General features: G+C 66.0%; 20 protein-coding genes, 1 rRNA gene and 1 riboswitch. Of the genes, 15 read left to right on the top strand and 6 right to left on the bottom strand.

Going from position 1 to position 23,293, the window contains the following annotated elements; all coding sequences use genetic code 11:
• Positions 1–35: 35 nt before the first annotated feature.
• The 15 genes from cobT (at position 36) to F1735_RS24710 (ending at position 15,667) form a co-directional block, all read left to right on the top strand.
• Positions 36–1,070 (top strand): nicotinate-nucleotide--dimethylbenzimidazole phosphoribosyltransferase, encoded by a 1,035-nt coding sequence (gene cobT, locus F1735_RS24780; protein WP_167239410.1) that lies wholly within the window; start codon positions 36–38, stop codon positions 1,068–1,070.
• Positions 1,071–1,079: 9 nt separating this feature from the next.
• Positions 1,080–1,871 (top strand): adenosylcobinamide-GDP ribazoletransferase, encoded by a 792-nt coding sequence (locus F1735_RS24775; protein WP_167239409.1) that lies wholly within the window; start codon positions 1,080–1,082, stop codon positions 1,869–1,871.
• A 1-nt stretch (position 1,872) separates the two neighbouring features.
• Positions 1,873–2,418 (top strand): histidine phosphatase family protein, encoded by a 546-nt coding sequence (locus F1735_RS24770; RefSeq protein ID WP_167239408.1) that lies wholly within the window; start codon positions 1,873–1,875, stop codon positions 2,416–2,418.
• A riboswitch (cobalamin riboswitch) is annotated at positions 2,413–2,644 on the top strand. It overlaps the preceding gene by 6 nt.
• 82 nt (positions 2,645–2,726) lie before the next feature.
• A complete protein-coding gene (locus tag F1735_RS24765) occupies positions 2,727–4,610 on the top strand; it encodes a TonB-dependent receptor plug domain-containing protein (protein WP_167239407.1) in 1,884 nt (627 codons plus the stop codon).
• A 48-nt stretch (positions 4,611–4,658) separates the two neighbouring features.
• Positions 4,659–5,684, top strand: coding sequence for a FecCD family ABC transporter permease (locus F1735_RS24760; protein WP_167239406.1), 1,026 nt, complete (start codon positions 4,659–4,661; stop codon positions 5,682–5,684).
• Entirely contained in the window at positions 5,684–6,457 is a 774-nt protein-coding gene (locus F1735_RS24755) for an ABC transporter ATP-binding protein (protein WP_167239417.1), read from the top strand. Before F1735_RS24760 ends, F1735_RS24755 begins: the two co-directional genes overlap by 1 nt.
• The gene (gene cobO / locus F1735_RS24750) at positions 6,454–7,074 is read left to right on the top strand and encodes a cob(I)yrinic acid a,c-diamide adenosyltransferase (RefSeq protein WP_167239405.1); all 621 of its coding nucleotides are present in this window, start codon (positions 6,454–6,456) and stop codon (positions 7,072–7,074) included. The genes F1735_RS24755 and cobO overlap by 4 nt, the downstream gene beginning before the upstream one ends.
• Positions 7,074–8,378 carry a cobyrinate a,c-diamide synthase gene (locus F1735_RS24745; RefSeq protein ID WP_167239404.1) on the top strand — a complete coding sequence of 435 codons (1,305 nt, stop codon included), beginning with the start codon at positions 7,074–7,076 and terminating at the stop codon, positions 8,376–8,378. The genes cobO and F1735_RS24745 overlap by 1 nt, the downstream gene beginning before the upstream one ends.
• The gene (gene cobU / locus F1735_RS24740) at positions 8,375–8,932 is read left to right on the top strand and encodes a bifunctional adenosylcobinamide kinase/adenosylcobinamide-phosphate guanylyltransferase (protein ID WP_167239403.1); all 558 of its coding nucleotides are present in this window, start codon (positions 8,375–8,377) and stop codon (positions 8,930–8,932) included. Before F1735_RS24745 ends, cobU begins: the two co-directional genes overlap by 4 nt.
• On the top strand, positions 8,926–9,861 hold the full coding sequence (cbiB, locus tag F1735_RS24735; RefSeq protein ID WP_167239402.1) for an adenosylcobinamide-phosphate synthase CbiB: 936 nt from the start codon (positions 8,926–8,928) through the stop codon (positions 9,859–9,861). The genes cobU and cbiB overlap by 7 nt, the downstream gene beginning before the upstream one ends.
• Positions 9,854–10,843 (top strand): threonine-phosphate decarboxylase CobD, encoded by a 990-nt coding sequence (gene cobD, locus F1735_RS24730; RefSeq protein ID WP_167239401.1) that lies wholly within the window; start codon positions 9,854–9,856, stop codon positions 10,841–10,843. Before cbiB ends, cobD begins: the two co-directional genes overlap by 8 nt.
• The gene (locus F1735_RS24725) at positions 10,843–11,721 is read left to right on the top strand and encodes a cobalamin-binding protein (RefSeq protein WP_167239400.1); all 879 of its coding nucleotides are present in this window, start codon (positions 10,843–10,845) and stop codon (positions 11,719–11,721) included. The genes cobD and F1735_RS24725 overlap by 1 nt, the downstream gene beginning before the upstream one ends.
• 23 nt (positions 11,722–11,744) lie before the next feature.
• Complete coding sequence (locus F1735_RS24720; protein ID WP_187364348.1) at positions 11,745–13,163, top strand: cobyric acid synthase; 1,419 nt, start codon at positions 11,745–11,747, stop codon at positions 13,161–13,163.
• 105 nt (positions 13,164–13,268) lie between these two features.
• Positions 13,269–14,681: a DUF2867 domain-containing protein gene (locus tag F1735_RS24715; RefSeq protein WP_167239398.1), complete on the top strand. Its 1,413-nt coding sequence runs from the start codon at positions 13,269–13,271 to the stop codon at positions 14,679–14,681.
• Between the two features lie 140 nt (positions 14,682–14,821).
• A complete protein-coding gene (locus F1735_RS24710) occupies positions 14,822–15,667 on the top strand; it encodes an alpha/beta hydrolase family protein (protein ID WP_167239397.1) in 846 nt (281 codons plus the stop codon).
• Here F1735_RS24710 and F1735_RS24705 read toward each other — a convergent pair.
• From F1735_RS24705 to rrf, 6 genes are all read right to left on the bottom strand, one after another.
• Complete coding sequence (locus F1735_RS24705) at positions 15,660–16,886, bottom strand: DUF3322 domain-containing protein (protein WP_187364347.1); 1,227 nt, start codon at positions 16,884–16,886, stop codon at positions 15,660–15,662. The two genes, F1735_RS24710 and F1735_RS24705, sit on opposite strands and share 8 nt — an antisense overlap.
• The gene (locus F1735_RS24700) at positions 16,883–20,272 is read right to left on the bottom strand and encodes an ATP-binding protein (protein WP_167239396.1); all 3,390 of its coding nucleotides are present in this window, start codon (positions 20,270–20,272) and stop codon (positions 16,883–16,885) included. Before F1735_RS24700 ends, F1735_RS24705 begins: the two co-directional genes overlap by 4 nt.
• Complete coding sequence (locus tag F1735_RS24695) at positions 20,269–20,877, bottom strand: DUF4194 domain-containing protein (protein WP_167239395.1); 609 nt, start codon at positions 20,875–20,877, stop codon at positions 20,269–20,271. Before F1735_RS24695 ends, F1735_RS24700 begins: the two co-directional genes overlap by 4 nt.
• Complete coding sequence (locus F1735_RS24690) at positions 20,874–22,310, bottom strand: DUF3375 domain-containing protein (protein WP_167239394.1); 1,437 nt, start codon at positions 22,308–22,310, stop codon at positions 20,874–20,876. The genes F1735_RS24695 and F1735_RS24690 overlap by 4 nt, the downstream gene beginning before the upstream one ends.
• 83 nt (positions 22,311–22,393) lie before the next feature.
• A complete protein-coding gene (locus tag F1735_RS24685; protein WP_167239393.1) occupies positions 22,394–22,996 on the bottom strand; it encodes a hypothetical protein in 603 nt (200 codons plus the stop codon).
• A gap of 186 nt (positions 22,997–23,182) precedes the next feature.
• A 5S ribosomal RNA gene (rrf, locus tag F1735_RS24680) occupies positions 23,183–23,293 on the bottom strand; the annotation flags it as partial.

The following is a 23,293-nucleotide window of genomic DNA, read 5'->3' as shown; positions in this document are numbered from 1 at the left end:
GGAATTTTCTTGACACTTTCTTATCTCTCCTCACGATGCGCCTCCCAGACATACTTTCCACCCACGACCCACTGCTGGCCAGCGAACTGGCCCAAGCGATCGACAACAAGACCAAGCCGCTGGGCAGTTTGGGCGCGCTCGAAACGCTGGCCCGGCAGATCGGCCTGATCCAGCAAACGACCAGAGTCGCGCTTCACAAGCCGGCCATCCTGGTGTTCGCGGCCGACCACGGCGTGGTGGCGGAAGGCGTCTCGGCCTATCCGCAAAGCGTCACCTGGCAGATGGTCGAGAACTTCCTGTCCAGGGGCGCGGCGATTAACGTGTTCGCGCGCCAGAACGGTTGCGCGCTGCAGATTATCGACGCCGGCGTGAACCACGACTTCGGCAAGCGGGCGGCGCTCATGGACTGCAAGGTCGCACGCGGCACCGCCAACTTCGCGCAGCAAGCGGCCATGAGCTGGGCCGAATGCGCCGCCGCCCTGGCGCACGGCATGCGCATCGTCGGCAACCTGGAGGGCAATGTCATCGGCTTCGGCGAAATGGGCATCGGGAACACCACCGCCGCCGCCGCGCTGATGCACAAGCTGACCGGCGTGCCGGTGGCCCACTGCGTCGGCGCCGGCACCGGTTTATCAATCGAGGGCGTGCTGCACAAGCAAAGCGTGATCGAGGCGGCCGTGACCCTGCATGGCGACATGAGCGAGCCGCTCGACATCCTGGCCACCTTCGGCGGCTTCGAGATCGCCATGATCGTCGGCGCCATGCTCAAGGCGGCCGAACGGCGCATGGTGCTGCTGATCGATGGCTTCATTGTCAGTAGCGCGCTGCTGGTGGCGGCGCGCATGCAGCCGGCCATCCTCGACTACTGCGTCTTCTCGCACTGCTCGGACGAAGCGGGCCACGCGCGCATGCTCGAACATTTTCACGCCAGGCCGCTCTTGAACCTCGGCCTGCGCCTGGGCGAAGGCACCGGCTGCGCGCTGGCGCTGCCGCTGCTGCACGCGGCCGTCAACTTCCTCGGCGAGATGGCCACCTTCCAGTCGGCGCGCGTCAGCGGCCAGTCGGCGTAAATACAAGCCATGGCCAGCATCGTCCACCAGTGCCGGCTGTTCTTCATCGCGCTGCAGTTCTTCACGCGCGTGCCGATTCCGGGCTGGGTGGGCTTCGATCCATCCTGGCTACACCATGCGTCACGCTATTTTCCGCTGGTCGGGGTGGTGGTGGCCAGCGTGGCGGCGGCGGTGTACGCCGGCGCGGCGGCGCTCTTTCCCGCTCCCGTGGCGGTGATATTGTCGACGGCGGCGGCCATCTACCTGACCGGCGCCTTCCACGAAGACGGCCTGGCCGACATGTGCGACGGTTTCGGCGGCGGCTTGAGCACAGAGCGCGTGCTCGAAATCATGAAGGACTCGCGCATCGGCACCTATGGCGCGGTCGGCATGGGGCTGACGGTGGGCCTCAAGTGCGCCGCGCTGTGGTCCCTGCCCACACCGGCCGTCATGGTCGCGCTGTTCATCGCCCATCCTTTATCGCGCCTTGCGGCGGTGAGCCTGATCTGGGAAATGGACTACGCGCGCGCCGAGGGCAAGGCCAAGCCGATGGCCCAGCATATGAGCCACCGGGAATTCGGCATCGCCTGCGCCTGCGCCGGCGTGCCCGCGCTGGCCCTGGCAACGGCCGGCATGCTGCCCTGGCTCGCCCTGCTCGCCAGCGTGGCCGGCGCCGCGCTGGTGGCGTGCTGGCTGGGCGCCAAGTGCCTGCGCCGCATCGGCGGTTACACCGGCGACTGCCTGGGCGCCGTGCAGCAGGTGGCCGAAGTGGTCATCTACCTGGCGCTGCTGGCGTTTTTCCATCGCGGCGCCTGGCCCTGACATGCGCCTGTATCTGGTGCGCCACCTGGCGCCGCAGGTGGCGCCAGGTGTGTGCTACGGGCGCACCGACCTGACTGTCGATCCTGATCTGCAGGCGCTGGCCCTGCCCGCCCTGCGCGAGCGCCTGCCGGCCGGCGCACCGATGTTCTCGAGCCCCCTGCGGCGCTGCGCCGGATTGGCGCAAGCCTTGGGCGGGGCAGCGGTGCGCTACGACGCGCGCCTGGCCGAACTCGATTTCGGCGACTGGGAAATGCGCCGCTGGGACGACATTGAGCGCGCCGCCATCGACGCCTGGGCCGCCGACATGGCCGGCTACCGCCCCGGTGGGGGCGAAAGCGTGACCGACATGGCGCGCCGCGTGTCGGCGTTTTATGCCGATTGCATGCACTCGCACACGAGCGCCGCCACCGTCATCTGCCACGCCGGCGCCATCCGCCTGCTGCTGGCCCGCGCGCGCGGACTGGAACCCGAGGCCATGGCGCTGGAAGCGGCGCAGCGTCCCCACGCCATCGCCTACGGCGAGACCGTCATCATCGACTGTGTATAATTATCGGGTTTTGGTGCCCGCGCCCATGTCCATGAGCGCAGTTAAACTGGGAAACACGAAGCCTGTGACAGGACAATACAGGCCAACGTGTGCTGCCCCCGCAACGGTAAGCAAATGTCGCTGACATGGCGACGAGCCGCCTCGATTGACCACTGTGCATTTGGCATGGGAAGGTGAGACGGCCGCATTTGCCAGCCCGGATACCGGCCAACACAGGTGGGAACGTGCGACAGTTGCGCGCTCCTTTTCAATCTGGCCAACGGGGACGTCGGCCGGTTGCTCGCAATCGCATTCACTGAAGACTTGTCATGACCTTTCCTGTTGTACGCCACGCGGCCCTGACGTCGCTCGCGCTAGCTTTTACCTCCCCTTGCGCCCTCGCCGACAGCCCCGTCGATTCCGCCAATACTGCCAATACTGCCAATACTGCCGTCATCATCACCGCCGCGCGCGCGCCGCAGCCGTCTTCCGACGTCCTGAGCGACCATGTGCTGATCAGCGCGACCGACATTGCACGCTCCGGCGCCGGCAACGTCGTCGAGCTGCTGCAAAAGCAGCGCGGCATCGAGATCACCCGTAACGGCGGCCCGGGCACCGCATCCCAAGTGTTTATCCGCGGCGGCGACCCCAAGCAGACCGTGGTGCTGGTCGACGGCGTGCGCATCGGCTCGTCCACCAGCGGCATCGCCAACTGGGCCACCCTGCCGCTGGCGAACATCGACCGGGTCGAAATCGTCTACGGCCCGCTGGCCACCATGTACGGCGCCGACGCCATCGGCGGCGTGGTGCAGATCTTCACCCGGCGCGGCGCCGGCCCGGCCGCCGTTAGCGCTTCCGTGGAAGCGGGCAGCGACAAGGCGCGCGCCATGACGTTCGGGGTGGCCGGCGCCAGCGAAGGCGACAACAGCATCAACTATGCCTTCGGTCTGTCGAAAGACAAGGACCAGGGCTTCTCGGCCACCAAGCCGGGCGCCTCGTCGTATAACCAGGACAACGACGGCTACGCGCGCGACAGCGCCAGCGGCCAGTTGGGCATCGTGCTGGCCAAGGGCCACGAAGCGGGCCTGCTGTACCTGCACAGCCACCTGGCGTCGCAGTACGACTCCGGCCCGAACCCGTTCGACGTGCGCAGCGTGCAAAACATGGACAACATCGCCGTCTTTTCCAAACACCAGTTCACCAGCGGCTGGAAAATGAGTCTGCAGGCTTCCGAGGCCGACGACAAATCGGTCAATTTCACCAGCGCCAGCGCCAGCAACCGCATCGACACGCGCGCGCACGCCTACAGCATGCAGCACGACCTCGCCCTTGGAAGCGACCTGCTGCAACTGGTGCTCGAACGGCGCGTGGAGAGCGTGTTCGCCGACACCACGCGCGCCTTGAACACCAGCCGCGCCACCAATTCGGTCGCCGCCGCCTACTCGGCGAAGCGCGGCAACCACCTGGCCAGCGCCAGCGCACGGCGCGATGACAGCACCCAGTACGGCGACAAGACCACCGGCGGCATCGGCTACGGCTACAAGCTTACGCGCGCGCTGCGCGTGAATGCCAGCGCCGGCACCAGTTTCCGCGCACCGACCTTCAACGAACTGTATTACCCAGGCTATGGGGTCGACACCAACAAGCCGGAACAAGGTAAAAACGTCGAAGGCGGCGTGTACTACAACGACGGCACGACTGAAGCGAGCGCGGTCTGGTACCGCAACCGCCTGACCGACCTGCTGGTCAACACCGGCAAATGCCCGGTGCAGCGCGATTCGCACCCGAACGGCTGCGCCTACAATGTCAACCGCGCCACGCTGGAAGGCGTCAGCCTCGGCGCGCGCACCCGCCTGGGCGATGTCGACATGAGCGGCTCGCTCGACTTCCAGGACCCGCGCGACGACACCACCGGCAAAAACCTGCAACGGCGCGCCAAACGCCACGCCAAGTTCGCCGTGGAGTACAACGCGGGCAACCTGATCGCCGGCGTCGGCGTGCAGGTATCCGGCAAGCGCTTCGACGACCTGGCCAACCGCAGCACGCTGCCCGGCTACGGCCTGGTGAACCTGTTTGCCTCGTACCGATTTGCCCACGACTGGTCAGCCGTGCTACGGTTGAACAACGTCGCCGACAAACAATACGAACTGGCGCGCAATTACGCCACTGCGGGCCGCCAGCTGTTTGCCGGCATCGGCTACGGCATCCGTTAAGCACCGTTAAGGACCGTTAAGCACAATTAAGTACCACACAGGAGTCGCATGCATCCGTTCTTTCGCACTATGCGCCACCGGGCCAGCGTCATCATCACGACGCTGACGCTGCTGGCATTGGCAAGCCTGGTCATCGCCGGGATGGTCGGCTCGGTGCCGGTCCCGCTGGCGGAGATGCCGGGCGCGCTCATGGCGCTTGCGAAAGGCGACACCTCGACCCTGGCCGCCACCCTGCTCGACCTGCGCCTGTCGCGCGCACTGGTGGCCTTTGTCACCGGCGGCGCGCTCGCGCTGGCCGGCGTGATGATGCAAGCCTTGCTGCGCAATCCCCTGGCCGAGCCATATGTACTGGGCATCTCGGCCGGCGCCTCGGTCGGCGCGCTGGCCGCGCTGCTGTTCATGTGGGCCATGTGGATGGTCGACCTGGCCGCCTTCGTGGGCGCGGTGGCCGTCTCGATGCTCTTATATATGCTGGCCCGGCGCGACTTGCGCGGCAACGCGGCGGCCGAAGGCGGCTCCTCGCTGCTGCTGCTGACCGGCGCCATTCTCTCCACCTCCTGCATTGCGCTGGTGACCTTGATGCTGTCGATTGCGCCCGAAAGCCGCTTGCGCAGCATGATTTTCTGGATGATCGGCGACATCGCCGGTGCGCCTTTGCGCCCGCTGCCGTGGATCGTGCTGGCCGTGGGCCTCATGTTTGCCCTGCGCAGCGCCCGCTCGCTGAACGTGCTGGCGCTGCACGCGGAAGCCGCCGCCACCCTGGGCATTCGCGTCAGCGCCCTGCGCAAGGGACTGTTTTTCTGCTCCGGCATGCTGACCGCCAGCGCCGTGACCAGCGCTGGCAGCATCGGTTTTGTGGGCCTGATCGTGCCGCACGCCTGCCGTTTCGCCTGCGGACCCGATCACCGCCTGCTGATCCCCGCGGCCACCCTGGCCGGCGGCGCCTTTCTTGTTCTCGCCGATACCCTGGCGCGCACCGTGCTCGCGCCGCAGCAACTGCCGGTGGGCGTGATCACCGCGCTGATCGGCGCACCTGTCTTTTTGTACCAACTCCACCGGCTGAACCGCTCATGATGATCGAAGCGCGCCAATTACTGCTCACCGCCGGCAGCCGCACCTTGGTGAAAAACCTCGACTGGCAGGTGCAAAGCGGGCAGTCATGGTGCGTCATCGGTCGCAACGGCGCCGGCAAAAGCACGCTGATGCGCACCCTGGCCGGCTTGCGCGAGCCCGATGGCGGCAGCATCGCCATCGGCGCGCGAGCGCTCAAGGACTGGCCGCTCGAAGAACTGGCGCGCCAGCGCGCCTTTTTGCCGCAATCGCGCAGCGACGCGTTTGCCTACCGCGCCATCGAAACCGTGCTGGCGGCGCGCCATCCCTATCACGCCAACCGCTACTGGGAAGGCAGCGACGACTACACCATCGCCCATGCCGCCCTGGCGTCGATGGAAGTGGCCGACCTGGCCGAGCGCGACGTGCGCACCCTGTCCGGCGGCGAGCGCCAGCGCGTGGCAATCGCCGCCATGCTGGCGCAGGACACGCCATTGCTGCTGCTGGACGAACCGGCCAACGCGCTCGACCTGGCGCACCAGCACAGCGTGATGCGCCTGCTGGCAAAGCTGTGCCGCGAGCAGGGCAAGACGGTCGTCATGATCGGCCATGACCTGAACCTGGCGCACCAGGCGTCCAGCCACGCATTGCTGATGATGGGCGACGGCGAATGGCTGGCCGGCCCGGTCGACGAAGTAATGCAAGCGCCGCTCCTGAGCCGCTACCTGGGCCACCCGATTGAAGTCCTTCCCCACGGCAGCCGCCGTATTTTCATCCCAACCGAGGAATCCGCATGATCGACGACACCGCAAACAGCGAACTGAATGAACGCCACCGCGTCCGCATGGAACGCAAGAAGGCCATCATCGACCAGAAGATCGCCGGGGCGCAGAAGGAAATCGGCATCATCATCGTCAACACCGGCAACGGCAAGGGCAAAAGTTCGAGCGGTTTCGGCATGGTGGTGCGCGCCATGGGGCATGGCATGAAGGTGGCCGTGGTCCAGTTCATCAAAGGCGCCATGTCGACCGGCGAAGAAAAGTTCCTGCGCCGTTTTCCCGACGAAGTGAGTTTTCATGCGATGGGCGAAGGCTATACCTGGGATACCCAGAACCGCGAACGCGACATCGAAAAAGCCGAGCAAGCGTGGGCGCTGGCCAAGGGCTTCCTGTCCGATCCGGCGATCGGGCTGGTGCTGTTCGACGAACTCAATATCGCGCTCAAGTACAAATACCTGGACGTCCACGCCGTCATCGCCGACCTGCTCGACCGGCCCGGGATGCAGCATGTGGTCATCACCGGGCGCGGCGCGCCGGACGAACTGGTTGCGATTGCCGACACCGTGACCGACATGACGGTCGTCAAGCACGCCTTCAAGGCCGGCATTGCGGCGCAGGCCGGGACGGAATTCTGATGAGCGACTACGCGGATGTGCGCGTCCTGCTGGTGGCCGCCGTCTCGTCCGGCCAGGGCAAGACCACGGTGACGGCAGCCCTGGCGCGCGCGCTGGTGCGGCGCGGCCAGCGTGTGCGCGTGTTCAAGTGCGGCCCCGACTTCATCGACCCGATGCTGCTCGAACGCGCCAGCGGTGCGCCGGTCGGCTCGCTCGACTTGTGGATGGTGGGCCGCGAACAGTGCCGCAGCCAGCTGGCGGCCGCCGCCATTGATGCCGACGTGATCCTGATCGAAGGCGTCATGGGCCTGTACGACGGCACGCCCTCCTCGGCCGACCTGGCGCGCGAATTCGGCCTGCCGGTGCTGGCCGTGATCGACGCCTCGGCGATGGCGCAAACCGCCGGCGCGCTGGTGCTCGGCCTGCGCGACTACGGCCCTGTGGAGATGGCGGGCGTGATCGCCAACCGTGTCGCCAGCAAGGGGCACGCCGCCATGGTGGCCGCTTCGATGCGCGATATTCCACTGGTCGCGGTGCTGCCGCGCCAGTCCAAGACCCTGCCCGAGCGCCATCTGGGCCTGGTGCTGCCGGGCGAAGTGCAGGATGTGGACGGCCTGCTCGACCAGCTGGCCGACCAGCTCGAATTCGACGACGCCGCGTGGGCACGGTTGCGCAGCACCCGCATCGACCTCAGCGCCCGCATGGCAGCGCCAGCGCCGCTGCTGGCGGGGCGCACCATCGCCATTGCGCGCGACGCCGCCTTTGCCTTTTTGTACCCGGCCAACCTGGCTACCCTGCGTGTACTGGGCGCCACCCTCGCCTTCTTTTCGCCGCTGGCCGACGAGCCGGTGCCGGCGCACGCCGACGCCGTCTATCTCCCGGGCGGTTATCCGGAGCTGCACGGCGCGACGCTGGCCGGCGCCGCGCGCTGGCGCGCATCGATCCGCGCCGCCCACGCGGACGGCATGCCGATCGTGGCCGAATGCGGCGGCATGATGGCGCTGGCCGGTTCGCTGGCCGACCAGGCGAGTACGGTGTGGCCGATGGCCGGCCTGCTCGAAGGAACGGTGACCATGCAGGCGCGCATCGCCGGTCTCGGCTCCCAAGGGCTGGAAACGCCGCACGGCGTCCTGCGCGGGCATACCTTTCATTACTCGCGGCTGGAAACGGCGCTCGCGCCAGCCGTACACACGGTCAAGCACCCGAGCGGCGCCAGCGGCGAAGCGGTGTACCGTGCCGGCTCGTTGACGGCATCGTACTTCCACGCCTACTTTCCATCCTGCCCCGCCGCAGCGGCGGCCTTGTTCTCCAGGAGCGATGCATGACGACGACACTGATCCTCGGCGGCGCGCGCTCCGGCAAAAGCGCCTACGCCGAAAAACTGGCGCTCGAATCGGGCAAGGAAGTCGTCTACATCGCCACCGCGCGCGCCGGCGATGGCGAAATGGCGGTGCGCATCAAGACCCACCGTTCCAGCCGTCCGGGCAGCTGGACCACCATCGAAGAACCGCTGCTGCTCGGCGACGCCATCCTGCGCTGCAGCGAACCGGATACGCTGGTGCTGGTCGACTGCCTGACCCTGTGGCTGAGCAACCTGATTTTTTCGGCCGACCAGGATTTCCCGGAAGTGGGCGTGATCAATCTGCCCGACATTTTCTACGAACAGTGCGACGCGCTGCTGGCGGCCCTGCCGCAAGCGCCCGGCGACGTGATCATGGTGTCGAACGAAGTGGGCATGGGGATCGTGCCGTACGGCGCCCTGTCGCGCTGCTTCACCGATGAAGCCGGGCGACTGAACCAGGCCGTCGCCAAGGCCTGCGAGCGCGCCCTGTTCATCGTGGCCGGCATGCCGCTCACCATCAAGGGCCAGGCATGCTGAGTGGCCTGAACCTGGCGCAGGTGGCGCTGCTGCTGGCCGGCGGCGTGCTGCTCGACCTGCTGCTGGGCGAAGCGCGGCGCTGGCATCCGCTGGTCGGCTTCGGCAACCTGGCGATGCGCATCGAGCGCGCGTGCAATCGCGGCAACTCACGCTTTGTACGCGGCGTGCTGGCGTGGACGCTGGCGGTGCTGCCGCTGGCGGCGCTCGGCGCGCTGCTGTGCCAGGGCGCGGGACTGGCCGCGCATGCCTTTCTCCTCTATTTTTGCCTGGGTTTTCGCAGCCTGCGCGACCATAACCTGCCGATCGCGCAGGCGCTGGAAAGCGGCGACCTGGCGCAGGCGCGCCTGCTGACGGCGCGTATCGTCAGCCGCGACACCATGGAGGCCAGCGAAGCCGACCTGGCCAAGGCCAGCGCCGAATCGCTGCTCGAAAACGGCAACGACGCGGTCTTCGGCACCCTGTTCTGGTTCGTGGTGGCCGGCGGCGCGGGCGCGTTGCTGTTCCGCCTCGCCAATACGCTGGACGCGATGTGGGGCTACAAGAACACGCGTTACCTGCAATTCGGCTGGGCGGCGGCGCGCATCGACGATGTGCTGAACTACGTTCCGGCGCGCCTGACCGCGCTGTCCTACGTGCTGCTGGCCGATCACCGGCGCGCGGCGTGGAAATGCTGGCGCGCGCAGGCGCCCGGCTGGCCGAGCCCGAACGCGGGGCCGGTAATGGCCAGCGGCGCCGGCGCGCTCGGCCTCGCGCTGGGCGGCAGCGCCACCTACGACGGCGTGGCCGAACAGCGCCCCCCGCTGGGACGCGGGCGCGCCGCGCAGGCGGGCGATATCGCGCGCGCCTGGAAACTGGTGCGCGCCACCGCCACGCTGTGGCTGGGCGTGGCCGCAGCGGCGGCACTATTCATGGGAGCACTTCATGCTTGAACACGGCGGCAAACTGCGCGCGGCGTCGATCCGCTTCAACCGTCCGCTGGACGACTGGCTGGACCTGTCGACGGGACTCAATCCCACCTGGTATCCGGCGCCGCAACTGGCGGGCAATGCGTGGCACCGCCTGCCGGAAGCCGATCCCGGACTGGTGCGCGCGGCAAGCGCATTTTATGGGGCGCCGCGCATGCTGGCGGTGGCCGGCACCCAGGCCGCGATCCAGGCGCTGCCCCAATTGCGCGCACCATCGCGCGTGGTGGTGGCCGCGCCCTCGTACGCCGAGCATGCGCACCACTGGGCGCGGCACGGTCACAGCATGCGCGAGGTGGCATACGACGCGTTGGACGCGGCGCTGCCAGAATGCGATGTGCTGGTGCTGTGTAATCCGAATAATCCGACCGGCGCGACCGTGGTCCCCGAACGCTTGCTGGCCTGGGCCGCGCAACTGGGCCAGCGCGGCGGATGGCTGGTGGTCGACGAAGCCTTTGGCGACACCGCCCCGCACCTGACTGTGGCCGCGCACAGCGACCGCCCCGGCCTGATCGTGCTGCGCTCGGTCGGCAAGTTTTTTGGGCTGGCCGGGGTGCGCATGGGCTTTGTGGGCGCGCACGCGTCTTTGCTGTCGGACCTTGCCGACTTGCTCGGGCCGTGGACAGTGAGCGGCCCGGCGCAGCAGGTATCGACAAAGGCGTTGGGCGATCGCGCATGGCAGGAGGCGATGCGCGCGCGCCTGGCCGGCGAAGGCACGCGTTTGCGCACGCTGCTCGCCGTGAACGGCATCGCCTCCAGCGGCACCGACCTGTTTCAATGGTGGCCCGAAGCGCAAGCGGAGGCGTTCTGGCAGCACATGGCCGAACGCGGGATCTGGGTGCGGCTGTTCCCCAAGGCGGCGCGGGGCATTCGCCTCGGCCTGCCGGCCGATGAAAATGGATGGCGGCGCCTGGCGCTCGCACTGGAAGAATGGAACCGAGGATCATGATGAAATACCTGTTAGCCGCCTTTGCCGGCACGATCGCGCTGCACGCCGGCGCCGCCATCACGGTCCACGACGACGACGGCAAACCCGTGACCCTGCAAAAACCCGCGCAGCGCGTCATTGCGCTGGCCCCGCACGTGACCGAGATGCTGTACGCGGCCGGCGGCGCGGAACGCCTGATCGCGGCCGTCGCCTACAGCGATTATCCGGAAGCGGCCAAGCGCCTGCCGCAGGTGGGCAGCAACAGCGGCATCGACATGGAGCGCGTGGCAGCCTTGAAGCCCGACCTGATCGTGGTCTGGATGCACGGCAGTTCGGAACGCCAGATCGACCAGATCCGCGCGCTCGGCATTCCCTTGTTCCACAGCGAGCCGCGCAAACTCGATGACATCGCCAGCAACCTGACCCGCCTCGGCAAGCTGATGGGCACCGAGGCGGTGGCCGATCCGGCCGCCGCCGACCTGCGCAAGCGCCTCGGCGCGCTGCAAGCGAAGTACGCCAAACGCGCGCCGGTGCGCATGTTCTACCAGGTGTGGGACAAGCCGCTGTATACCCTCAACGACGGCCATATCCTGAGCGACGCCATGCGCATGTGCGGGGGCGAGAACGTATTCGGCAAGCTGAAAGTGACCGCGCCCGTGGTCACCGTGGAAGCGGTGCTGCAGGAAGATCCGGAAGCGCTGTTCAGCGGCGAGCGCAGTCCCACCGATATTGGCCTGACCCTGTGGAAGCCATACACCAGCATGACCGCGGTCAAGCGCGGGAACCTGTTCAGCATCGACGGCAACCTGCTCAATCGCTCCGGGCCGCGCATGATCGCCGGGGCCGAAATCCTGTGCGAGAAACTCGACATCGTGCGCCAGCGCAGGAGTAAACCTTGAGCCGCTTCCCTTATCACACCCTGATGGTGCAGGGGACCACGTCCGACGCCGGCAAGAGCACCGTGGTGGCAGCCTTGTGCCGCCTGCTGAAAAACGAGGGCATATCGGTGGCGCCGTTCAAGCCGCAGAACATGGCCTTGAACAGCGCGGTGACGGCCGACGGCGGCGAGATCGGCCGCGCCCAGGCGCTGCAGGCGATTGCCGCCGGCGTGGCGCCGCACACCGACATGAACCCGGTGCTGCTCAAGCCATCGAGCAACGTCGGCGCGCAGGTGGTCATCCACGGCAAGGTGCGCGCCGAGATGAATGCGCGTGACTACCATCAGTACAAGACCGTGGCGATGGGCGCCGTGCTCGAATCGTACGCGCGCCTGCGCCAGCAGTACCAGGCGATCATGGTCGAAGGCGCGGGCAGCCCGGCGGAGATCAACCTGCGCGACCGCGATATCGCCAACATGGGCTTTGCCGAGGCGGTCGACTGCCCGGTGATCCTGGTGGCCGACATCGACCGTGGCGGCGTGTTCGCGCACATCGTCGGCACGCTCTCGTGCCTGTCGCAGAGCGAGCGCGATCGCACCATCGGTTTTGTGATCAACCGTTTTCGCGGCGATATCTCGCTGCTCGAACCGGGCCTGGACTGGCTGGAACAGCAGACCGGCAAACCGGTGCTGGCGGTGCTGCCCTACCTGCAAGGGTTGTTCCTCGATGCGGAAGACGCGGTGCAGGCGGTGCAAGCCTCGCGCGGGGCCTTCAAGGTGGTGGTGCCGTCGCTGCCGCGCATGAGCAATCACACCGACTTCGATGCGCTGCGCGTGCATCCCGATGTGGACCTGCAATTCGTGCGCCAGAACGAGGCCAAGCCGGCCTGCGACCTGTTGATTATCCCGGGTAGCAAGAACACGCGCGGCGACCTGGCCTATCTGCTCGAGCAGGGCTGGGGGCCGTATATCGCCAGGCACCTGCGCTACGGCGGCAAGGTGATCGGCATTTGCGGCGGCTTCCAGATGCTGGGACGCGAGGTGGACGATCCGCACGGGGTGGAAGGCGACAGTGGCGTCACCACGGGCCTCGGCCTGCTCGACCTGCGCACCGAACTGAGCACCGAAAAGCGCCTGGCCCAGGTGACGGGGCGCTGCGCTTTTGCGCACGCCGAGGTGACGGGCTACGAAATTCACATGGGCGTTTCGAGCGGCGCGGCGCTGGACGTGCCGGCCTTTCGCATCGAGGGCCGGGACGAAGGCGCGCGCTCGGGCGACGATCAAGTCCTGGGCAGCTACCTGCACGGCATGTTCGACCACCCGCAAGCGTGTACCGCGCTGCTGCGCTGGGCGGGACTCGACAGCGACGCCACGGTGGACACCGGCGCGCTGCGCGAGGCCAGCCTGGAGCGCATCGCCGAAGCCGCCCGTCCCCTGTATGATGCCTTGTGCGCCCTCAAATAGAAGGGTGCCACTTGTTGCAAAAATCTGCCGCAGTTCATGTTGGCGGTTGGCGTACATACTACATGTGTAGAATGAGGGCAATAATTTACTCTCGGTGGACGTGCCATGTTGTCAATGATTAAGGTTGTGCAAACCTTCCCTTCGGTTCGGATTCCGTCCAGCTCGGGTGGACTGCCGGTCGAAGTGTCGCTGATCGCGCAACTGGTGCATGGCTCCGGCAATCATTTGTTCGCCAGCGTATCGGCGCGACAACAGCAGCACCAGGAGTTTGTCGACGAGCTCGACGAGCCATCGGCCAAGCTGGGCGGCACCGATTTCGACAAGGGCGATCCCACATCGCTGTATTCCTTTGTGGTCGGCCCGAAAGGGCATCCTTTCCACCGGCACGCCGGACATCGCATTTTCACGGCCATTTCGGGCAGCGGCGGCGCGCAGTTGCGTTTTTCCAGCGCCTCCACGGCGCACATCGAGGAAGATCCGCAAAGTTTCCTGCGCGCGCTTCAATGCATCAATATTCCACCCGATTGCATGTTCACGGTGCGCTTCGGCGGCGAGACCTGGCACCAGTTCGCGCCGCTCACGCGCAACAGTCCGCATCCCGTGTTTTTCGCGCTGTCCTGCCACACCAACGAGCTCGGCGGCGATTTGTCCGAGGAACTGCGGCAACAGGTCATGGCGAACGAAGCCAGTATTCCCTCGTTGACCTCGCTGCTGCCGCAGGCAGTGGCCGATTTGCTCGACGCGGCAATGGCCAAGGGGCAAGTCGCAACCGTCGACCTGTCGCTGGAAGCGCCGCCGGGTACCTTGCAGCGCGCCATGTGCTACACGGCACGCGGCAAGGTCGGCACGCTTCTCGGCAAATGGGGCGCGTGGCGCCGCTCGAAGGGTTTCGTGTCGCATCATGGCGGCGGCGCCGAGGTACGCGAACTGGACGCAACGCCGGCTGGCTCCTTGCTGCTCAAGCAATTCGAGGGTACGCCGTTTCATCATGAAGATACGTTCACCCTGACCATGCCGCTGGCCAATTTCCAGGAGACGAATGCGACGGCGCTGCTGACGCGTTTGCTCGACGGATTCATGGAAAATCCGCCGCGCGGCGTCACCCGCATGATGGCGGTGCGCAATGTGCTGGTGCGGCCGATGGGTTTACGCACCTCGTCACTGGGCTGCCCGGTGTCGTCGCTGCTCTCGCCCGACAAGAGCCGCCTGTTCGCGAACCGTTTCCCGGTGCTCGATCAAGGCACGGACGAGCACAACACGCGCGCGCAAGTGGTGCTGGGCGCGGACGACAAGCATTTGTCGTTCCGCTCCTGCGTGGCGGCGCGCATCGTCAAGGGCGGCCAGGTGGAGTTCAGCCTGGGATCGCGGGTGCGCTGCAAGAACCTGTTCGGGCGCTTTTACATGTGGGCGATCGACCGCACGCACCGCGCGTATGTGACGCCGACCATGTTGCGCATGGCGGTGGCGCATGCGCAGATCCATGCGCCGGCCGCTGCGCTGAGCGCGGCCGCGGCATAAGATCGCACTCCTTTCCGCCCCCCCGGGACATGTTGGCGCCAGTCGTGCGCCAACGGTCCAGGGTCATCCGAACGCGCTGTGCGACAGCTTGCCGCTGGCGCAGAAGCATCCACCAATTTCAACCGAACCCTAGAAAAAAAATGACGAAAAAACTGATTCAGCATGGCCTCGCTTTTGCCTTGTTCGCCTTATCCACGGCATCGATGGCGGGTACCCTCGCAGACGCGCGCCAGGCGTACGCCACCCGGCTTACCGTGTCGGCAAAAGCGCCTCAGGACTTCGCAGCGCTGCGCACTCCCGCCGGCGTCAAGGAGGTCGGCTACCAGTCCGGACCTCTGCAGTTAAAAGCGTGGCTATCGACCTCGGCGCCAGCGACGAAGCTCGCACCGGCAGTTGTCTTTTTGCATGGGGGATTTTCTTTTGGGGAGGAGGACTGGGATGCAGCGAAGGCCCTGGTCGATGCCGGCTATATTCTCCTGATGCCACGCCTGCGGGGCGAAAATGGCAACCCAGGCAATTTCGAACTCTTCGGCGGCGAAGTCGATGACGCTATTGCAGCCGGTCGCTACCTGGCTGCCGTTCCCGGCGTCGACAAAGACCGTATTTTTGTGATGGGTCACAGTGTGGGAGGCAGCCTGGCTGTCCTGGTGGCGCAAATGCCATCGCCATTCAAGGCCAGCGTCTCGCTCAGTGGATACCCCCGCTTGCTCGAATGGATCGACCATTTCAGAATCATTCCGTTCGATAAAAACAACGAGATGGAGCGCAAGATCCGCAATCCCTATCTCTATACGGACAGCGTAAAAACCCCTTTGTATCTTTTCTCGGAAAGCAACAATCCGGGAATGAAAGCGGCCAACGCCGAGTTTTGTACCCTGGTCGCAAAAACGTCCGTCTGCCGGCATGAGGTTGTTAGCGGCAACCACGAAACCATGATGGCACCGGCGATCGGGAAAGCGCTCGCATTGCTCGCCACGATCAAGTAAGTTTCGGCCCGGCGGCCGCCCACAGCGCGGCCAGGGCTTGCTGCACCGAGCCGAACGACAGGCGCTCCTGCTCCATCCGGATGCGCTCACCAAACACATCGTCGCGCAAGGCCTCGAACAGTGCCAGTTCGGCGCGCGCCAATCTTGACGGCTGCCCGGTGAAGCGCTTGTCGGCCTCTTCCGTCCCCCACAGCGCCCGGTGCGCCATCAGGGTCGCGCTATCCATCAGGATCGAGCGCGCATGCGGGATGGCGCCGCGCAGGCGGTCCAGGATCGCGAAGCCATGCGTGTCGATATCGCCCCAATAGTACACTTCGCGCGTGGCCAGCCAGGGCACGTCGGCCAGGCGCTCGACACCGTAGCCGCCGCCAAAAATCACCATCGCGTCAGGCATCTGCGGAAACGCCAGGCCGTTGATTTCGTTCTCCGTGATGAAGACGCGCCGCACTTGCGTTTGCAGCGCCGCGAACTGCGCCAGCGGCACGGACAAGTCCGACAAGCCGCCAATGGCATGCGCCGGATCGAGCACCCGAAAACGCAGCAGCGCCGGTTTGCTCAATAATCCGTAACGCGCTTCGAACTGGCGCGCGCCAGACGCGTTCGCATCGATGGCGGCGGGCGACAGCACCAGGTCGAGCAGCTCGGCCAGCATGGCTTTGCGCGTTTCGATGAATTTGCTGTCGACACCGGCGATGTCGAGCTGGCGCAGGTACAGGCCGGGGCGCGGATGGGCGACGAACCATTCCAGAATCGCCAGGATGCGCTCCCACGCCTCGCTTTGCTCCATCACGGCCAGCGCGCGCCGCGCCAGCCAGCCGGCCAGTTGCGGAAAGAGCTTGATGGTGGCAGCGGCAATCTGGTCGAAGCGGCGCGCATCAAGCTGGCGCCCGATCAGGCGCAGGGCGTCGGCATCGCTGTCGAACACCACGCTGTCGGGAATGCGGTTGCGCCCGAGCTGGCGGTGATTGATCTCGCGCCAGACGATCCGGTAGCCGTAGCCGCGCGCGCTTGTGCTGCCGGCGTCGAGTTCCCTGATCCATGCGCGCACCTCCTCGAAACGCTCGCCGGTTTGCGCCACGGTCGGTTGGCGCAGGCGCAGTTCGAGCGGGAACAGGGCCTCGCCGCCCACGCGCGCGGCCAGCAGGCGGCCATCGTCCCACAGCCGCTGGACCTGGGCGCGGATCGTCGCTGCGCTCGACCAGGCTGGCACGGGGCTCATGCGGCGCGCGCGCTGCGCTCGGCCTGGTACTGTTCGATGGTCAGGTAGCGCAGCTTCGACTGCCGTCCTTCTTCGCTGTGCACGAAACCCAGGCCCGACACGTACGGTTCGATGATGTGAATCTTTTGCAGCGGCGTGACGATCAGCAGTTGCAGGTTCATGCGCTTGAACAGTTCGAGCCCATAGCGCGCCGATTCGTCCGAGCCGCGTCCGAAAGCTTCGTCGATGACCACGAAGCGGAACGAGCGCGAACGCACCACGCCCCATTCCAGGCCGAACTGGTAGGCCAGGCTGGCCGCCAGTACGGTGTAGGCCAGCTTTTCCTTCTGCCCGCCCGACTTGCCGCCGGCGTCGGTGTAGTGTTCGTGCTCGCGGCCGTCCTCGCGCCAGCGCTCGGACGCCGAGAACACGAACCAGTTGCGCACGTCGGTGACCTTGCGCGTCCAGCGCTTGTCCATCTCGGCCGTGCCTTCGCGACCGCGAAAGCGCTCGATGATGCGTTTGACCTGCAGGAACTTCGCTTCCGAGTACTCCTCGTCGGCCGATCCGGTCAGCGCCCCTTCGGTGCAGCTGCGCAGGTCTTGCTGGAAGTCGCGCAGGTCGGCATCGAGATTATTCTCCGCTTCGAGCGCGATGTAGCGGTTCGGGTTGTAGTCGATCTGGTGCAGCGAGTTGTTGATGGTGTCGATGCGCTCGCGGATGGTCTCGCGCTCGCGCTTGAGCTGCGACTGGAAGCCGGCGATCTCGCGGATGGTGTTTTCGTTGAGCAGTTCCTTGAAGCGCCCGGCGAAGCGCGGCAGGTCGTCGGCCTGCAGCACCGCCAGCATGTTGGCGAATTCGGCGGCGGCGTCGATGCCCACATCGACCTCGCGCGCGTCCAGCGGCCACGCATGGGTGTAGTCTCGCATGGCGCCGATGATGGCGTCGCGCAGGGTGCCGATTTTCTTTTGCTCGGCGTCGATCCGGGCTTGCAGTTCGTGGCGCATGTCCTTTTCGCGGTTCTCGCACGATTCAACCGTAAGCGTGTGCTCGCCCAGCACCTCGGTGCGCAGCGCGTCGAGCAGCGGAAAATACCGCTCGCGCGATTGCTGCGGGGTCGCGTCAAGCAAGACGACGCAATCGTCCAGCGCGAGGCCGGCGACGTTCATTTTTTCGAGCGCGGTGGCATGCTCGCCGGTGGCGTTGATGAGCTGCATTTCGGTGACCGCCTGGGCGGCGGTCAGTTCGGCAAACTGCTGCTGCAAGGTGCGCAACAGGTCTGACGAAGCGGCCAGCGCTTCCTGTTCGCGTTCGAGCGCGTCGATGGCGGACAACAGCGGCTTCCAGTCGAGTTCAGTGAAATCGGCATAGGTGCCCAGTTGATTCCAGTTGCCCAACATGGCGTTCTGGCGATCGACTTCGACTTTCACCGACTTGATTTTTTCCGCATGCGCCTGGATGCGGGTGGAGAGATCGCGCTCCTGCCTGGCCAGCGCGGCGATCTTGCCTTCGTTCGACCATCCCAGTACGTAGCGCGAGCGGTCGTCGATGCGGTGCCGGTCATCTTTTTCGTGGCGCTCGCCGCCGGCCTTGACCTGGCCGTTGCGGGTGACGGCGCGCTTCTCGCGGCGGAACTGGTCGAGCGTGTCGCAGCAGGCGTGGTCGTAGCGGCGCGCCAGTTCGGCGTCGATCCAGCCGTAGAAAGGCGAATCGGGCTTGATGGCCAGCTTGCGCGCCAGCGCGTCCTGGTGCAGGCCGTGGTGGTCGGCCGCCACATTGGCGCGCACGCGGAAGTACACCAGCCGGTTGCCCAGGTTGGTGGCGTCGACCCACGCCGCCACGGCGCCGTAGTGCGCTTCCGGCACCAGCAGCGACAGGCCGAAGCTGTGCAGCATGCGCTCGGCCGCGCCTTCCCATGCGCGTTCTTCCTCGCGCACCTGGATCAATTCGCCAATGAAGGGCAAGGCCTCCGGTGCGATGCGCAGCGCGTCGCACAGGGCGGCGCGCAGGGCCAGCATCTGGCTGGTGATGTTGGAGCGACGCTGGCGCAACGATTCGAGTTCGGTGGTGATGGCGCCGTGCTGGTCGCGCAGTGCGTGCAGGCTCACGCCGGCCATCATCAGCTGGTTTTGCGTATCGTCGCGGCGCGCGGTGCAACCGGCCTTGCCGTCGTCGATGGCGCGCCGGTTGGCCTCGAAGGTGGCCGCGTCGGCCGCGCCGGACAAGCCAAGCGCCGCCGCCAGGGCGTCGTACACGCGCGAGCGGCGCGTACGTTCGTCGCGCGTCGCTTGCAGGCGCGCGACTTCGCCCTTGATTTGCTCGATGCGGTTGCCGCCGTTGGCCGCGATCGCCTGGCTGATGTCGTCGCGCCGCAGCATCTGGCTGCGTTTTTCTTCCTTCAGGTGCTCAAGGCGTCCGGCCAGTTTGTCGCGCTCCGAACGCAGGATGCCGATGCGCTTTTCCAGCAGCTCGCCCTTGAGATGGGCGAACCACGGACGCAGCGCTTCGCGGCAGCCGCGCAGCTGGAGCACCTGTTCCTGCAGCGCCGCGTGACGGTCGCAGTCGGCCACCAGGGGGGTGAGCTGCTCGATCTGGAGCTTGGCCTTGAGCACCGCTTCATGCGCGCGATTGAGGTCGTCGAAGTGGGCGATCAGGGCGCCGATGCGCGCCTCCACCGGAAAAGCTTCAAGCATGTGGTCGCGCACGAAGTCGGTCAGGTTGCCGACCGATTTCATCGATACGGTCTGGTGGAACAGGTCCATCGCCTGTTCGCTGGCGATGCCGAAACGGCGCCGGAAGTCGGCCCCATATGGCGGAAAACTCTCGTGCAGGGTGACCCCGGCCAGCGCGCGCAGGCGCTTGCGCAGTTGCGCGATATCGGTGCCGAAGCCGGCGAAGTGCTCGGCCACCGATAGCGCGCCGTCGGCGACGACATAGAAGCGTTCGGGCTGGCCGTGCGGATTCTTGAACCAGAATACCTGCGCCAGGGTGACGGTCTGGTCGAAGCCTTCGTTGTGGAACACGCCGAGGATCACCGAGTAGCTGTTGTGATCGCGCAGGGCGACGGCGCGCGCGGCCAGGCCGGTCTCGCCACGTTCGGACTTGTAGTTGCCCATGACGTAGGTGCGCAGGCTGCGCTCGCGCGCGTCGGCGCCGGCCGCCTTGTTGTAGGCGATCTTCTGGGCCGGCACCAGCAAGGTGGTGATGGCGTCGACCAGGGTCGACTTGCCGGAGCCGATATCGCCGGTCAGCAGCATGTTGTCGCCGCCCGGGTGCAGGCGCCAGACGCGTTCATGGAAGGTGCCCCAGTTGAACACCTCGAAGTGGCGCAGCCGGAAGCCCGCGCGCTCGAGCGCCGGGTCGCCGCCATCGCTTGCGGGAATATCGACCACGGGCGCCTGAGTCATGCGTCCTCCTCGCCGCTGGCGGCGTGGGCGGCGTAAGCGGCCAGGCGCTGTTCGAAGTCGGCCAGCCATTGGGCGTCCACAAACGCCTTGAGGATGCGGCGCACTTCGAACTGGTTTTCCTGTCCGCGCAGGCGGTGCAGAAAGCCCAGCTCGACCACCTTGTTCAGGTGCGCATCCATGCGGTCGAGCAGGCGCGCTTCGTTGCCGGTCTGCGGCAAAAACAGGCGCACTTGTTCCGCGATCTGGTCACGGTCGATGACTAAGCGCGTCTCGCCGCCGGTGGCGTCGAATTCGGCCAGTTTCTTGCGCAGCAGGGCCAGGATCAGGCTGACCGGATAGCTGAGCTGGCGCCGCTGGACCAGGCGTGGCAGTTCCGGTTCGCCCGCCACCAAGGGGCGCTGGCGCAGGTAGGCGTAGCCTTCGGCGTCATCGAGAATGAGTTCGAGGCCGATGGTGGCGGTATAGTCGCGCACGCGCGCCTGCAGCTCCATCAGCGCCTGCCACAGGGCGCTGTCGGTGTCGCGGTACAGCACCGCCTGGAACAGCGCGACCAGCAGCTGGCCGAGGCGGTTTTGGTCGTTGGGAGTGGTCGGTTCAGGATTCATGCCGCGTAAATGATAAGGGGGAGCGTGGCCTGGCGATGGCGCCCGGTGTCGTCAATCCAGTCGACGGTTTCGGACTGATTGTCGTCGATCGCGGCATGCATGTCCTGGGTGGCCAGCTTGAGGTAGGTGGCCAGTTCGGCCAGGCCCTGCTCGATCGGATACTCGCGCGCCAAGGCGCCGAGCGAGACTTGCTGGCGCGTCTGCAGCGCGCGCCGGATGTTCGACATGAGGCGCAGCTGGTCCACGTAGATTTGTTCGAACAGCGCGTCGGACGCGATCTCGACGCCATCGTCGCTGACGATCTGCTGCGTGATCTTCGGCTTGAACGGCGGATTGTACAGGGTGCGGTCCATCGACATGGCCAGCGAGGGCGCGGCTTCGTCGATTTCCATGAAGGCGCGTTCGTCGACCTGGCCGCGCAGGGCCAGGGCTTTCTGTTCGATGTCGCGGATCAGCTGCATGATGCGGCGGTTTTCCAGCCAGGCCTGGTCGTCCAGGTAGCGCCGCAGCTGTTCCGACAGGCGCGCAACGGTGCGCTGGGTGACTTCGCCGGCTTCGAGCCAGTCATAGTGGATGCGCTGCAGGCGAGCGTCCGGCTGCAGCTCGCGTACCGGCCCAAGCTTGAGCACCGCATCGAGCAGGCTGCTAAGTTCATCCTGGCGCGAAGGGGACATCAACAGGTCCCAGAAGGCGCGAAAGCTGCGCCCTTCGTCGGTATCGGCGATCAGGTCGCGCTGGCCGAAGATCGCTTGCAGCAGCTCGCCCTTGCTGCCGTCCCAGGTGGCGATGTGTTCGCGCACCTGGCGGTCGAGCGTGCGAAAGTTGCTGTCGACCGCGCGGAAGTCCGACAGCAGGTCGCGCGCGGTGGCGGCCATTTGCAGGAAGCGCTCGCGTACCTGGGTCGGGTCCATCAATGCGAATTTGCCGGCGCTGATGTCGGTGATTTCGACGTCGATGTCGGCCTTGCGGCGTTTCAGTTCGGCGATGCGGGCGCGCGGATCGAGCTCGCTGCCGTCGATAATCTGGTGCAGCAGGTCGAATACCGTCATCAGGCGCGACTCGGTGCCGATAAAGTCGCGCTGGCCGAGGTTCTGGAGCCATTCGAGCGCCTGCTCGGTGGCCGAGGCGAGGTCGTAGTGCGCTTCGTCGTCGCCGGGCGGGTAGTATTTGCGCAGCCAGCCGCGTTCGTCGGAGGCCCAGTCGTCGAGGTAGGCTGTGGCCGCTTTGGGGAACAGGATCTCGCCGGCGCTTTGGTGCAGATGGTACAGGTGGTCGTCCAGCTGCGACGCCAGTTGCTGACGGCCGATGGTGCGCTCGTTGGGCGTGACGAAACTCGCGTGCAGGAAGCTCGCGATCATTGCGGCGTTGTCGGCGGCGAGCAGGCGCCATGCGGGATGCGTGCGCCGCTGCGTTACGAGTTGCTGGTAGTCCATCGCTATGGGAATTGGTTCGGCGTGAGCGACACTTTACCACCAAAGATTGCGCTGCCGGTGCTAGTCGCTCTTCGGCTCCACGGTCAGGGGAGCGCCTGCTGCCATTTGCCGTCGCGCAGATCGCGCACGCCCGCGCCATGTTCGTCGGCGACGAAGGCGCCGGCGCGGGCATTGTAGCGGCTCGGCCCCATCACCGTTCCCTCGCTGATGAAGGGGGTGTCGGGCAAGCCATTGAGGCCGAAGAAGCTGCCGTTGACGATCAGGCGCGCTTGCGGCACTGCGCGCTCCCATTCATCGATGCCCTTGTCGCCGGCCGGTGCATTGCGCACGACGAAGCGATACTGCGCGGGATCGATCCGCGCCAGCAGGATGCTGTCGACCTCGCGGCCATCAACCATGACCGGCAACTCGGTCACCTCGAATCCTTTTTCGCGTTCCTGCCAGGTCATCGGCCCGGACCTTGCCTTTGGCACCGGCACAGTGAGCGCAATGCGCATCGCGGGCGACAAGCGCGGATCGTCCGGCGTGACATTGACCCAGTAGGTGCCACCGCGGCGCCACAGCACGTTGAAGCCGTAGGCCCCGTTGCGGTCCCATATCCAGCAGCAAACGCTTGCGCCAGCGAGCAGCAACAGCGCCAGGCAGGCCATGAGGCGGCGATGTTTCAGGATCGATCGTGTTTTCACTTTTTACCTTATTCCAAAAACCGGCAGCATTGCCAGTGGAACCAAGATAAGCTGGCAGTGTACAGTGCGAATGAAGGCTCTGTGAAGTGGAATGGATGACGAAAACGCGGACGAAAAAAAACCCCGGTTTGCACCAGCGCGATCTTGAACGCGCTTGGGCTTACCGGGGTCTTTCTCTTATAACTAGCCTGACGATGACCTACTTTCACACTGGTTGCAGCACTATCATCGGCGTAAAATCGTTTCACGGTCCTGTTCGGGATGGGAAGGGGTGGTACCGATTTACTATGGTCATCA

The sequence above is a fragment of the Massilia genomosp. 1 genome, assembly GCF_011682185.1.
GTDB classification, from domain to species: domain Bacteria; phylum Pseudomonadota; class Gammaproteobacteria; order Burkholderiales; family Burkholderiaceae_D; genus Telluria_A; species Telluria_A rubra.
This window is presented reverse-complemented; position numbering and strand designations above follow the sequence as displayed.

Excerpts from the sequence above, each read along its gene's own strand:
- F1735_RS24695 (WP_167239395.1), bottom strand. The coding sequence starts at position 20,877 with ATGAATCCTGAACCGACCACTCCCAACGACCAAAACCGCCTCGGCCAG.
- F1735_RS24710 (WP_167239397.1), top strand. The coding sequence starts at position 14,822 with ATGACGAAAAAACTGATTCAGCATGGCCTCGCTTTTGCCTTGTTCGCC.
- F1735_RS24775 (WP_167239409.1), top strand. The coding sequence starts at position 1,080 with ATGGCCAGCATCGTCCACCAGTGCCGGCTGTTCTTCATCGCGCTGCAG.
- cobO (WP_167239405.1), top strand. The coding sequence starts at position 6,454 with ATGATCGACGACACCGCAAACAGCGAACTGAATGAACGCCACCGCGTC.
- F1735_RS24755 (WP_167239417.1), top strand. The coding sequence starts at position 5,684 with ATGATCGAAGCGCGCCAATTACTGCTCACCGCCGGCAGCCGCACCTTG.
- F1735_RS24745 (WP_167239404.1), top strand. The coding sequence starts at position 7,074 with ATGAGCGACTACGCGGATGTGCGCGTCCTGCTGGTGGCCGCCGTCTCG.
- F1735_RS24715 (WP_167239398.1), top strand. The coding sequence starts at position 13,269 with ATGTTGTCAATGATTAAGGTTGTGCAAACCTTCCCTTCGGTTCGGATT.
- cobD (WP_167239401.1), top strand. The coding sequence starts at position 9,854 with ATGCTTGAACACGGCGGCAAACTGCGCGCGGCGTCGATCCGCTTCAAC.
- F1735_RS24690 (WP_167239394.1), bottom strand. The coding sequence starts at position 22,310 with ATGGACTACCAGCAACTCGTAACGCAGCGGCGCACGCATCCCGCATGG.
- F1735_RS24765 (WP_167239407.1), top strand. The coding sequence starts at position 2,727 with ATGACCTTTCCTGTTGTACGCCACGCGGCCCTGACGTCGCTCGCGCTA.
- F1735_RS24720 (WP_187364348.1), top strand. The coding sequence starts at position 11,745 with ATGGTGCAGGGGACCACGTCCGACGCCGGCAAGAGCACCGTGGTGGCA.
- cbiB (WP_167239402.1), top strand. The coding sequence starts at position 8,926 with ATGCTGAGTGGCCTGAACCTGGCGCAGGTGGCGCTGCTGCTGGCCGGC.
- F1735_RS24725 (WP_167239400.1), top strand. The coding sequence starts at position 10,843 with ATGAAATACCTGTTAGCCGCCTTTGCCGGCACGATCGCGCTGCACGCC.
- F1735_RS24760 (WP_167239406.1), top strand. The coding sequence starts at position 4,659 with ATGCATCCGTTCTTTCGCACTATGCGCCACCGGGCCAGCGTCATCATC.
- F1735_RS24700 (WP_167239396.1), bottom strand. The coding sequence starts at position 20,272 with ATGACTCAGGCGCCCGTGGTCGATATTCCCGCAAGCGATGGCGGCGAC.
- cobU (WP_167239403.1), top strand. The coding sequence starts at position 8,375 with ATGACGACGACACTGATCCTCGGCGGCGCGCGCTCCGGCAAAAGCGCC.
- F1735_RS24770 (WP_167239408.1), top strand. The coding sequence starts at position 1,873 with ATGCGCCTGTATCTGGTGCGCCACCTGGCGCCGCAGGTGGCGCCAGGT.
- F1735_RS24705 (WP_187364347.1), bottom strand. The coding sequence starts at position 16,886 with ATGAGCCCCGTGCCAGCCTGGTCGAGCGCAGCGACGATCCGCGCCCAG.
- cobT (WP_167239410.1), top strand. The coding sequence starts at position 36 with ATGCGCCTCCCAGACATACTTTCCACCCACGACCCACTGCTGGCCAGC.